Source organism: Vulcanisaeta souniana JCM 11219 (assembly GCF_026000775.1).
GTDB lineage: Archaea > Thermoproteota > Thermoprotei > Thermoproteales > Thermocladiaceae > Vulcanisaeta > Vulcanisaeta souniana.
The window spans coordinates 1,620,072-1,632,630 of record NZ_AP026830.1 but is presented as its reverse complement, the minus strand read 5'-3'; the positions used below and the strand labels follow the sequence as shown (position 1 = coordinate 1,632,630).

Genomic DNA, 12,559 nt, shown 5'->3' with positions numbered 1-12,559 from the left:
GGCGTGGACAGGCGAGTTAAGCCCATTAATGGCTCGGCCTGTTAAGGTAACAAGCCTGAGGTCTGGGACTATTCATGGTTTTTGTGGGTTATTTGTTGTGTTTGCTTTGTGCGTGTTCCTGGGCCAGCCTTACGAGGGCTTCCACGTGCTTTAAATCCCTCGCCACCTGGCTTGGCTTCAGTCTGGCTTCGTGAAATCCCTCCACGTGCAGGAACCAGGCCGCCCTTCACCAAAGCCTAACCTCCTCCCTACCGAGCCTATCGCTTATTGAGTCAACAGCACTAAAGAGTAATGTGGCAGTCCACCTAGGCGGCCAAAAACGCACTCCAAGCCTGGAACGCCCTACCCGTGGCATTCCTAACCAAGCCCTCGCTAAGGAGCTTCAGGGCCGGCTCAGCCTCGATTAAGGTCTCTAAAAGCCTGGCACCTATGTAATCCTCGGTAGTCAGCTTGGGCGGGAACCTCTCAAGGGACTTCGGCATCCACGATTTACTACCGTACTTCCTCCCTAAATACTTATATTGAGTGTGTATTGCGGTGTGGTCGTTGACAACGATTAACCATTACCCAGGCATTCCCAACGCTCTCCTAACCGCCTCCCTATGCAGTGGTGATTGCCAGGCTACGTACTTACCAATGCCCAGTTCCTCATCCTTCTCCGGCGGTGGTTGGTCTACCCACAGGTATTCATCTCTCCACGGTGGTACGTTGATTATGAGGTTTAGCTCGATTAGCCTATTCATCAGTGGTATCCCCTCCCTGCTCATGAGTGCGTCCGGATCCTCCAAAGCCCTAACCAACACCTCCCTATCGCCTGGGCCCAGCGACGACGTGAATGTGTGGAGGTTTTTCCTGGCGATGATTTCCCTCAGCACCCTCTCCGCGCTCCAACCCATCCTATAGAGGCCCTCCAGCATTGCCGGATTTCCTCCGGTTATTCGCCAAACCTCCTCGAATGGTGGCTTCTCGCCGGGTATTTGATCATACAACTGCCTAAAGCCTTCCCTCGCCATGTTCCACATGGGTGTTGACCAGGTCCACCTATGCCTACCAATCTCCCTCAGACTCACACCCTCACTGGTTGCGGCTATCGTTACTATCCTCTCATAATGCTCCGGGGGATACTCGATTAGGTTGAGCAGTGCCTTCACGTATAATGCGGACTCCTTAACGCCAATCACCTGGAAGGCATCATCGACGATCACGGCTATCTTGCCCCTAGTCGCCTTGATTAGTTCGTAGGCTACATTGTACGCTATCCATGCGACTCTAGCCAACGCACTCTGTGCAATAGCCTCCTTAATCAACCTGAAGAACTCCTCCCTAAGCCTATCAATGCTTACCTCAGCAAAAGTAAGCCTATTGATTGGGTTAACGTAAATAACCTCAAAACCGTGGTCTTTAAGCAATTCGATGGATTATAGGAGCCAGGCGGTCTTACCGCAGCCCTCCGGCCCATAGATGACTTGGACTGGGAAGGTGCTTTTCTCGGCCCATTCCTCAATGAGTTTGAGGGCGAGGTCCCTATCCGTGAATTCAATCGTTAAGTCGGCGAAGCTTGGCCTAACCCTCCTCACGATGTAGCTCCCGCCCTCCCTTCTTTTTAGCCTTTGGTATTATCAGGTGCAGTAAGTGATGGGCTTAGGGGCCTTTTTCGGGTTGGGTAATTAGGCTTATTGTTGCTTCTAAATACTTAGTTTCACGTTTTAGTCCCCCGGTGTTCTTAGTCTTGTTTTGGTGGTGTTTGCGTTGCTGTCATTTACCAGTACGTGGTGGATTAGGGTGTGTCTTTTCAATACCTTAATGTGGTTAATGGGCGTTTAGGCTTGGGATTAACTAAGTGGGTTGTGCTGGGTTTTATTTGTAACAGTAATGCTTAATTGTGATTGTTTCTTAGTTATGGGTTAATACTGTGGTATGGTTGAGGCTACTAATGATGGGTTGTTGGATCTGGTCACTGTGGTAATACCCACGCGGGATGAGGTTAGGGGTATTGGGCTTGTTCTTGATGAGCTCATTGGGGTCGGTGTTCCCAGGGATGGTGTCCTCGTTGTTGATGGTGGTAGTAGGGATGGTACTGTGGATGTGGCCCTGGGGTATGGTGTTAGGGTTGTTCAGCAGGAGGGTAGGGGTAAGGCTGCGGCCATTTGGACGGCGCTTAAGTACGTTAATACGCCGTACATGCTTGTCATGGATGGTGACTACTCATATCCTGCTAAGTATGTTTTGGAAATGGTTGAGGAGATAACTAGGAGTGGGGCTGATGAGGTGATCGGTGTCAGGATGCCGTTACCCGGTAGTCAGGGTCTTATTTATAGGTTTGGTAATAGGTTGCTTACCTGGGGTTTCAATTTATTGTTTGACACGAGGCTTCACGATGTATTGAGCGGCATGTACATAGTCAGGGTTGGGTCCCTTAGGGATGCGGTTGCTGAGGTCGGTGGCTTCAGTATTGAGGCTCATATAGCGGCTCACATGGTTAGTACGGGCAGGGTTATCAGGGAGATACCCATTGAGTATAGGCCTAGGGTTGGTGAGAAGAAGCTTGGTGTGAAGGATGGGCTGAGGATATTCAGTGATATGGTGAGGCTAACCACGAGGTACAACCCAATGCTGATCCTATTCCTACTGGGCGCAGTACTGCTTATACCGGGGCTCATTCTCGGTGCCTATGTTGGTTATTGGTACTTGTTTTACGGCATTAAGTATTACCTGAAGGGCTTGATAGCCATAATGCTCACCCTCATAGGTCTACAATTCCTTGGTATGGCGGCCATGGCGATATATATGAAGAGGATGGAGTTTAGGCTGAGGAAGGCCATTGAGTCGCTACGCAGGGATTAACGCTCATCACCATCCACAAACCACGCAGTAGGGCTTATCCATTGGGGTTGGGTTAATGTTAGTTTACGTAGATGCGTGGCTTAGTAATACCGTCAGTATGCCCATTGGGGTGTTAGGAGGTCATTGAGGAGGGGATACCGCTTGGCGTTATTTATACGTCCATAATTACCCGTACTCAATAACGTTGGTCGTCAGTATTGCGGAAATAATTATATAGCTTCGTAGAACCTAAAATGATGCCAATGCGTCATGATAGGATATGCCTATTCGGACCCGATGGGTCTGGTAAGAGTACGCTGGCTCGATTGCTTGCTCAATACCTGGCGAGGGGTGGTTATGTTAGGATTTCCTGGGTCAGGGGCTCGCACATGGCGGCATCGCTGCTGGCCAGGTTCCTGGCATTATTCCCGAGTATGAGGGGTTTTGATAATCCTTATTACGGTATTTCAATACCGAGAAGCCTAAGGCCTCTTTGGTGGTTCCTGGAATTCATATCAGTATTACCCAATTGGTTCTTCAATTTCATAATGCCCGGCATTTATGAGACTGTGATTGGTGAGAGGGGGCTCCTGGACTTCCTGGTTTGGGTCTGTGTAACCACTGAGCCAGGTTTCCTCAGGACGCTGTGGGGAAGGGCGACACTGGCCTTGGCGCTTAGGCATTGCAGGAATGTGTTCATAATCGCAGACCTAGGGACACTGATTAGGCGCAAGGGCAGTGAACCAACCGCAAGGTCACTACCAAGGCAGTGGGTAATATATAACGTATTGGCCAGGGCTCTAAACCTGGGTCAAGTGGATACGGGTAGTAGTGCTCCAGTTCAGTCCCTAATCAAGTTAATAAATGAATTAAATACGGCCAAAACAACACCACATGTCCTAAAGTCCTCCTAATCCTTCTTTTTCGTTCTTGATTCTCCCAAAGCTTGCTTTGGCTTTTAAGTAATTGGTGGTTTCCAATAACTTACCCTGGTCATTGATGAGGATTGTAATCGGTATATTGATAATAGTGTTCATGAGGGTTGGGCAATAATACCGACGAGCCTGCTGGGCGTCCGCCTATATTAGGAAATGGTTACCTTACCTTTAGCATTAGTTGGTACATTACTGCTGATAGCATTATTATGATGCCCATGATGATCCATAGGGCTTGATAATTCATCCTAGTCAGTATTAATGATGCCGCAGCAGGTGCAACGGTACCGCTCAACTGCCAAAAGAGGTTTGCGAGGCCGGTCACGCTACCAGCCATTTCCCTGCCTATCCTGGACACAGCCGTTGAATTGGCCGGCGTGATCACAAACCTAATGAACCCCATTAAGGAGGCTAAAATCATTAGTGGTATTTCCCTGGTCACCACGGCGAGCATCATGGTCAATACACCGTAGATCGCCTCAAATATCCATAATGTACCCTTAACACCCAGCCTCCTTATTATGTAACCCGCAATGAGTGTTGAGGGAACACCCAGCAATGCGAGCAGCGAGTATGCGAGGCCAGCGACATAATCACTAAGCCCTATTGATAGGAAGTACTTGTAGGCGTATAGTGTTATTGCCCAGTACGACATAAAGAACAGAAAACCAGAAAGGCTAACCACAATAACGTCCCTGTTCCTCAACAACCTGAGGTTTAATGAGCCATGCGCATTATTACCATGATACTCAGCACCAATGGGCATGTACAGTAGGGCTATGATCACCGAGGCAAGGGCGATAAGGTAATAACTCCACCTCCAACCAAGGGCCACGCAAACCTCCGGCAAGACGGCACCGGCAAGCACTATGGATAACGGCCAGGCAATGCTGTAGTAACCCATGGCTATGGGTAACTCGGGCCCTCCGAAGTTTATCGTCAGTAACTTCACTGTGGCTGGGTAGATCCACCCGGCGCTCAGGCCCATGAATAGGCTGGCCACATACTCAATCCACATGGCATCGGCAATGCCGGATACCGCTGATGACACTGCCAAGCCGATCAGTGACACCATGACGATGTACTTCGGGTTAACTCTATCGGAGATTAGGCCGGCAGGTACCTGAACAGCAACATAACCAACGAAGAATAGTGAGAAGACCACACTATCCTCAATGATTGTTGGCCTTAATGTTGAGTATGTCGAGACTATGCTCCAGGCAAGCCTTGAGAAGTAGCTCATGAAAAAAGAGGCGGAGGCAATCCCTATTAGGTAAATGTCCCTGATTCTCATGCTTCAGTACCAGGCTAAGTCCAGCCCTCTTTAAGTTGTTATTCCCACCACTATTAAAGTGTTCGTGCTACAGCGGCGTTTACTGAGTAGTTCATCGCATTGCTCATCATTACTCCCCTCAATAATACTCATTTCCACAAGGGGAGACGCAATACTCAGTGTGTTCGCTTACATAACCCGCCCTCAACAAACCCCCAAGCCGACTCTTAAACAGGGCAAACATTGGCCTGTCGAAGAGTGGTGTCCCTGGTTCATGAAGCCCGGGCAAATCATGCGGAGGGCTGAACTGCGGGCCGGTGATCACGAGGTTTATGCCTAGGGTTACCGTAGGCGTACGCCATTAACCCATAAATCCTAAGCCAATTGGCTCTCCTCGATTCCTGAGTCTCGTCAATAGTAATAATGGCCTTGGCATCAGTCTCCTTAGCCGGATTATTGATGCTAATCAATAATTGCGTAATCCTTAAGCGTTTCCCTACTCACGGTGTTTTTAGTTACTTTTCGTTAGTTTTAGTACCGTGAGTGGGGTTGGCCCTCTGTGCGGGTTCATTAGCTTCACCCGCACCTCATGGGGCCCTGTCGAGCCCAACGCCATTGGGCTCCCACCTGAGGTTAGGTACCTTAGCCCAATGTTTATTGCTCCAACCACGTCCCTATCGAGGATTAACCCATTGCCAACCCTAGCCAGCCTAAGCCTCACCTTGATAACCCTCACCTTCCTACTCCCCCTCACCGCAATGCGGATCATCGAGGGAGTGTAATTAAGGATGGGTTTACCTGTAAATGGGTCTATAGTTGATGTGTATGCCTCAGAAACCTCAACAACGTGTATTGGCTTCTCACTAAGCACCCTCACTAAGGTAGCCACACCCCACTGGTGGATTCTGTGTCTTATAGTGCTCTTTTCGGCTCTATCAACAAGCTTCCTCTTGCCCCTGCGGACGTTGCCCACAACTACGACCGCGTTATTCTCCTTCGCAATCTCCTCAATTATCCTGGCGGTCTTATAGACTATGTCGTTCTTCCTCTCCTCTTCCCTGAGTTTCCTGAGGGCCTTCACAACCTCCCTAACCTTAGTGGACTTTCCCCTGGTTATCCTTCTTCTCCTCTCGGCGTAGGCTATCACGATCCTCCCAAGGTTAGTCTCGATCCTATACACGTCAACTAGCCTACCCTCCTTGAATAGGGCGACTGTCACGTTATCCTCATTGATATCCACAGCAACAACATTTCCAGGATCGTAGGAAACAGTGAAATCCCTAGTGAAGGTTAGGTAAATGATAACCCTCTTACCGGCTAACCTTAGTTTTAATTCACTGGAGAGTCTCCAGCCACCGTAGAGGCACCTAATTAACTGCCTATGGTACCTCAGGTGAATCTTAACCCAACCCCTATGCGTCCTCAACTCAATAGTCCCATTCACTAATCTCCAGTCCTGCGAGTCAGAGTACGTAATCGTCACACTCCTAACACTCGGCTTATCTGTTTTAGCCAACCCCTTCCTCCTCAACCTCCTGAACGACCTAGCCCTCCTAACAGCATCCCTATAGCAACTCTTGATGACCCTAGTGGGTAGCCATGGGTATTGTTCACGAAACCTGTGGTAGAAGACTCTGTGCAGTGTTGATTGTGAGGCCCCATTCTCCACGGCGTAGTCAAGCATTTCCTGTAGCATACTTCTATATGCTTCAGTAATTTCTCCGAGAGCTTGTCTACCAGTCCTGTTAGTCCATCCCTCTAACACTACTGTTCTCTTAAGGGTCTTTGACAACTTCTTCAACTTAGCGAACCCACTAAGTTTATACAGCTTCTCCACGTTTCCCCACTCGTCAAGTAATCAGAAGAGTTTAAAAGTATTTAAATGTGCCATTTATTCCGAAACAGCCTAGCCTCAATCCTATTTGGTTTTTTGATTGGTGTGTGGTTGTTATTAAACGTTTAACTAAGTATAAAAGAGGGTCGTACTTCCATACTTAGCGATGGCAAGGCAGGAGAGTAGGGAGTTGAGGAGGAATGCCGCTGGGTTCCTTGGTTCTCTGTATAACTCACTGGCTGGGCAAGCTCCGGCCTACAGCATAGCTGGTGGTGCGGCCCTGATAATGGGTAGTGCATACGCAGCGGCGCCATTGGCCATGCTGCTCACACTGCTTGGTGTACTGGCGGTTGTTTATTCAATATTCGTGCTTGCCCGTAGGTACCCACATGCAGCCAGCTTCTATGCCTACGTGACTAATACAATAAATGCAAGAACAGGTTTTGTAAATGGTATAGTATACACCGTATTCTATAGCATTGTTGGCGTGGGTTCGGTTGCCATAGCCTTCGCATACCTCGGTACGGAGGGCATATACGCAGTAACGGGCCACGTGATAAACCCCCTGATCCTACTGCCAATACCCATAGTCCTTGCCCTAGTACCTGCCATTCTCGGAATAAGGCCCAGTGTTAGGACCGAGATGACGCTAACAAGCATTGAGATAGCCGTGCTATTGGTATTCGTAATACTCTCGTTCGCAGCAAACGCCAATAGGTTATCCCTAATCCCATTCACGGTGCAGGGGACCTTCGCGACAACGCCCACTGGCGTAATGGCTGCCTTATCCGGCGGCCTGATATTCGCAATAACCTACTTCATGGGTTTTGAGGTTAGTACGCAGATATCCGAGGAGGTTAGGGACCCAAGGAAGAGCGTGCCGACGAGTACGCTTTGGGCTACGGTATTCATGGGGATACTATACATACTGGTCACATACGCAATACTACTCAACATAGGCTACACGCAAAGCGCCATTGGTAACTTTGTGAGTATGGCTGAGGGCATGGGCCCGAACCCTGTCTACACCCTAATAGGGCATTACCTGGGCACCCCGGGCCTTGTGCTGTTCGCAGTAAGTGTCATGATTAGCGTGTTCGGGTGCTACCTAGCCACACTAAATGCTACGGCTAGAATGCTCTATGGAATGGCGAGGGACGGGTTACTACCCACGTGGCTAGCCGAAACGCACCCAAGGTATAAGAGCCCACATAAGGCTCTTTACATGGGTACAGCCGTGGCAATATTAACAATAGTGCTTGCCTATATGGCGGCGTACGTCAGTGGCTACGTCAAGCCCCTGGAACTAACCTACAATGCCATGGAGGACGCCTACGCCATAGACTCCCTATACTACGTACTAAGCCTGATACTCGTGGCTGCGGGGGCCCTGAGACTAACCACTTGGGGTGGCAGGGTAGCCATAGGCATTGGAATAGCGATACTCGCGATAACCTTCTACTACTCAATAACCAGTACTTGGTATCTAGCCATATTAGTAGCATCCATAGTCCTCACGGTGGCTGTTTCATACGCCATAAACCCCAGGATAAGGAAGATTAAGGTGACGGCGTGCCCATACTGCTAGCTAATTTAGTACTTTATTTTTAATAATTAAAGCATGCGTGCCTCATTGATGACCTTTATTCCCACCCATGAGAACTAGGTATATTATTGACGCGGCAATAAATGACACGAAGTAACTAATGTCAGCGCCACCAAGGGTATTGGCAATCGGGCCTACATATGGTATTAAACCACTTGTTGCTGCGTTCAGGTTCATGAATGGTACGGAGAGCAATAGACCAATTACGTAAGCCAGCAATGCCCTCCATACAACCCTTGGTCCATTCTCCACCAACCTCCAGTCCCTGGCTTTATTTACATAGAACATCACCAGTAGTATACCAATCCAAGGCGTTATCCAGTAGTCTAGGAATAGTAGGAAACCCTCGTAGTAACCCACGAAGTTTAATCCACCGAGCATGGCCATCACGGCACCAACGAGCACGCCGGCCGCTAGGGCCTGCCACCTCTTCGCCCTGTTGTATATTGCCAGGGCTGATAGGGAGTTGGTGTATATGTTGAGTACGTTAGCCGCCAGTGCGCCTAGGAATAGGGCTATCACGGCTATTATGGCGTAGGCAACCCCGTAATTGCCCATGAACTGGACAAGCACGGTTGGTAAACCGCTGGTATTCCCTGTCGCCACGCTGACCGCGAAGCCTACGACCTCACTCCATAGGCTTGCCAATACGCCGCCCAGGGCCGCGTAGACTATTATCTTCGACCTACTGGTGTTCTCGGGCAGGTAGCGCGAGTAGTCGCTGGCGTACGGGCCCCAGGACATTATGTAGCTGAACACCGTGGCCAAGGCTATTGCGAAGTTAAATGGGTTGAAGGACGCAGTCCTGGCGTAGGTTGTTAGTAGGTGCGGCTTGGTTAATGCGAGGGCTAGGGAGACCGCGAACATTACGCCTAGTATTATGGATAACACGTACTCGGATCTGTGTATTATGTCGTAACCAAATAGCGCTATTATGAATTGGGTGGCTACGGTTATGAGGATCGCGGCATATAGTGGTATTCGTGGATCCACGTAATTGATTATGTAACCGCCGATTATCGCATTAACCGAGAACCAGCCAAGTGTACTGACCCAATTGGCCACTGCGAAGGGTAGGTTGCCGACCCTACCGTAGGCTGCCCTAGAGATCATTATCTGTGGATAACCATAGGCGGGTCCCATGGCCGCCAGTAAACCGACCAGTAAACCGCCGATTATATTACCAAGGACCAGGGCCAGTATTAACCAGGGTATTGGCAGGCCTAGCGCATATAGTATTGGGCCAAGGGCGTAGTCAGCCACGGTTAGGTTACCCGCGAACCACAGTGTGAATTGGTAAGCCGTGCTGCCATGCCTCATGGAGTCCGGTATGTGCTCTATACCGAGTTTCTCCATTATTGATGCCATTAGACAAAGAAGAGCAAATTGGGTGAAGTAAATGCTATATGGCAAAAAATTACGGTAGTACGGCGCACACAAACTGGACCGGTGGGCAAAAAGTGTAGGTTTTTCCCTGTTTCATCGCTTCATATTACCACTGGGCTTGGTTAGATTGCTATTGCCCATGAACATGTAACCCAATAACTTAAAATCCTTTGCCGTAATACCTCCTTTGTATGATTATAGGGATTAATGAGAAGCTTAATGGGTTGGTGTATCAATTGAGGATACCAATGCCCATGGATCCTGGTTATGTATTCTCATACGTGATTAGGGTAGATAATGAGTGCATAATGATAGATGCCGGGTACCCAAGCAATGATTTGCTGGAGCCCCTGGTCAATAGGTTGAGGGAGATACCTAATTGCAGGTTGGGTATGTTGTTCATAACCCATATGCACGTGGACCATATAGGCCTAGCCAACGAATTGCATAATAACCTTGGGCTAAGCGTTGCCATGCACAGGAGGGATTATGAGCAAGTCATGAAGATGAACAATAGGGACTTTTTCATGAGAGATTATGAGGAGTTGCTGGTTTATTACGGAGTCCCAGACACGGATATGGAATTACTCAGGTCTGTCATTAATGGGATATCCAGAAGAAGGAGGTTCAGTACAGTGAATCCTGATGTGATCATTAATGGAGACGAGGAAAGGATTGATAACATTCACGTAATACTAACGCCTGGGCATTCACCTGGCCACATTTCAATAATACTTAATGAACACAATGTAGCATTTACAGGTGACCTGGTACTACCGACAATAACGACACACGTCGGCTTAACACCAATAAATCCAGGAAACCCACTCCTTGATTACTTTAAGTCGTTGGCTAAGATACGCAGCATGAGACCGAATTGCCTGTACCCAGGTCATGAGGGCGATATATGCAATGTAAACGGGAGAATAAATGAACTCATGGATCATAGATTTTCGAGACTATGCGAGGTATTGAACATATTAAGGAATGGGGCGCTCACGATCTTTGAGGTGGCTAGGGCACTTAGGTGGATGGATAATAGGGATTACCTGGGCCTTGACCCTATGAACAGGTACATGGCACTAACCGAGACAGCGGCCCTCGTTAAGTACCTAGATTACCTGGGGATAATTAAGGCGGGTAATGACAATAAGTACGAGATTGTAAAAGACGTAATATGCAACCCACAGGCACTAATACCCAGTGATTTAATAAGTCCTTGAATAAGCACCTTTAATTAATGGATTACGGAGAAATCGAAGAATACGTACTGAGTAGGATGAGGGAGACGGGAATACCCGGGCTTAGCATAGGTATTATCAGTGGAAATGAATTAAGTTATGCCAGGGGCTTCGGCTTCAGGAACATTGAAAGGGGATTACCAGCAACCCCGCGTACTATCTACGGAATTGGCTCAATAACGAAGTCCTTCACGGCATTAGCAATACTTAAACTTGTCGAGGAAGGAAAACTGGACCTTCAGGACCCAGTCGACAAGTACGTACCAATTAAATTAAACCCGACGGGCGTCGTAACCATACACCACCTACTAACACACAGCAGTGGTTTGCCGGCACTTGGCTATGCCGAAGCCTACATAAACAGTGTCCTTGGGCTCGAGAGCAAATGGTTACCACTGGCCACACCCGAAGATGTACTGACTTTCATGAGGAGCGCCGCCGATTGGGCTGTGGCTAAGCCCGGCGAGAGGTACTTTTACCTTAATGAGGGGTACGTAATATTAGGCTTAATTATTAAGAAGGTTAGTGGCATGTTGTATGAGGACTTCGTTAGGGAAAGAATACTAAGGCCACTTGGTATGGGTAGGACTTACTTTACTGCCGAGGAGGTTCTCAGGGACCCCGAGGTTGCGACTGGGTACATAATTGATAGGGAGGGTAGGCACATACCCAGTGGGTTCCCCTTTGGTATAACGTCTGACGGTGGAATATTGAGCAGCGTCATTGATATGAGTAGGTATGTATTAATGCTCATTAATAGGGGTGAACTCAATGGTGTTAAGGTACTGAGTAGGGAGTCAATTGAGGAGGCTGAGGGGGGTTACATCGATGTGCCTTGGAAAATAATCGGTGATGAGAAGTACGGCTATGGGTTAATAGTGAGCCAGGGCTTCTATGGAAGGAAGTTGGTTGAGCATAGTGGTAATGTTGGTGTTTATACTGCGGATATTGCATACATACCAAGTGATGGTGTCGGGGTCATCATAATGGCTAACGCCCAGGGCTACTCCCTATCAATGATGGGGATTTACGTACTAGGTAAATTACTCGGTCATGAACCAAGTGAGTTAAGGCCTTTTATGATGGAGAGTATTACTAGGGAACTTGAGGGCATTTATGAGGCCTATGGCGGTACCGTTAGGGTTTCAGTACGGAGACAGGGAAACTACCTAATAATGAGGAGCGTGACGAAGTACACGGAGGAGACGACAATATTCGTACCTGAGGAGATGAGGAGGGATTATGCCAGGTTCTATACATTAATGAATGGCGCCAGGATACCCGCCGAGTTCTTCATGGATGGTGGTAAAACGGTTCTCATTTATGAAAGGTTTAGATTTATAAAGCGAGAATGAACCGTTGGGTTTTTCTTCCATAGAAGGGTTTTTAAAGAACATCATTATATGGCACACGTATGATTAGAACAAGATTTAATATAAATGAGATTAACCGTAAAAGTAT

10 protein-coding genes and 1 pseudogene are annotated in these 12,559 nt (G+C 48.3%); 5 read left to right on the top strand and 6 right to left on the bottom strand.

The genetic code is table 11. The features are described 5' to 3' along the window. Window positions 1-88: 88 nt before the first annotated feature. The 3 genes and pseudogenes from Vsou_RS13295 to Vsou_RS08785 all read right to left on the bottom strand — a co-directional run bounded on the left by Vsou_RS13295 (window position 89) and on the right by Vsou_RS08785 (window position 1,577). Complete coding sequence (locus Vsou_RS13295) at window positions 89-211, bottom strand: hypothetical protein (RefSeq protein WP_308419832.1); 123 nt, start codon at window positions 209-211, stop codon at window positions 89-91. A gap of 94 nt (window positions 212-305) precedes the next feature. After that, a complete protein-coding gene (locus tag Vsou_RS08790) occupies window positions 306-482 on the bottom strand; it encodes a PaREP1 family protein (RefSeq protein ID WP_188603949.1) in 177 nt (58 codons plus the stop codon). An 81-nt stretch (window positions 483-563) separates the two neighbouring features. Continuing rightward, window positions 564-1,577: pseudogene (locus Vsou_RS08785) on the bottom strand (ATP-binding protein). Between the two features lie 340 nt (window positions 1,578-1,917). Here Vsou_RS08785 and Vsou_RS08780 point away from each other — a divergent pair. Both Vsou_RS08780 and Vsou_RS08775 read left to right on the top strand, forming a co-directional pair. Continuing rightward, window positions 1,918-2,844, top strand: coding sequence for a glycosyltransferase (locus Vsou_RS08780; protein ID WP_188603950.1), 927 nt, complete (start codon window positions 1,918-1,920; stop codon window positions 2,842-2,844). Window positions 2,845-3,086: 242 nt separating this feature from the next. Then, a complete protein-coding gene (locus Vsou_RS08775) occupies window positions 3,087-3,737 on the top strand; it encodes a thymidylate kinase (RefSeq protein ID WP_188603951.1) in 651 nt (216 codons plus the stop codon). Window positions 3,738-3,918: 181 nt separating this feature from the next. Here Vsou_RS08775 and Vsou_RS08770 read toward each other — a convergent pair whose 3' ends face one another. Both Vsou_RS08770 and Vsou_RS08765 read right to left on the bottom strand, forming a co-directional pair. Next, window positions 3,919-5,052 (bottom strand): MFS transporter, encoded by a 1,134-nt coding sequence (locus Vsou_RS08770; protein ID WP_188603952.1) that lies wholly within the window; start codon window positions 5,050-5,052, stop codon window positions 3,919-3,921. A gap of 490 nt (window positions 5,053-5,542) precedes the next feature. Next, window positions 5,543-6,868, bottom strand: a complete 1,326-nt coding sequence (locus Vsou_RS08765) for an IS200/IS605 family accessory protein TnpB-related protein (protein ID WP_229709924.1) — start codon at window positions 6,866-6,868, stop codon at window positions 5,543-5,545. Window positions 6,869-7,031: 163 nt separating this feature from the next. Here Vsou_RS08765 and Vsou_RS08760 point away from each other — a divergent pair, with 163 nt between their 5' ends. Continuing rightward, entirely contained in the window at window positions 7,032-8,453 is a 1,422-nt protein-coding gene (locus tag Vsou_RS08760) for an APC family permease (RefSeq protein WP_188603953.1), read from the top strand. Between the two features lie 42 nt (window positions 8,454-8,495). Here Vsou_RS08760 and Vsou_RS08755 read toward each other — a convergent pair whose 3' ends face one another. Further along, a complete protein-coding gene (locus tag Vsou_RS08755) occupies window positions 8,496-9,839 on the bottom strand; it encodes a purine-cytosine permease family protein (RefSeq protein WP_188603954.1) in 1,344 nt (447 codons plus the stop codon). A gap of 209 nt (window positions 9,840-10,048) precedes the next feature. Here Vsou_RS08755 and Vsou_RS08750 point away from each other — a divergent pair, with 209 nt between their 5' ends. Continuing rightward, a complete protein-coding gene (locus tag Vsou_RS08750; protein ID WP_229709925.1) occupies window positions 10,049-11,080 on the top strand; it encodes an MBL fold metallo-hydrolase in 1,032 nt (343 codons plus the stop codon). Between the two features lie 17 nt (window positions 11,081-11,097). Next, on the top strand, window positions 11,098-12,453 hold the full coding sequence (locus tag Vsou_RS08745) for a serine hydrolase domain-containing protein (protein ID WP_188603955.1): 1,356 nt from the start codon (window positions 11,098-11,100) through the stop codon (window positions 12,451-12,453). Window positions 12,454-12,559 lie beyond the last annotated feature (106 nt).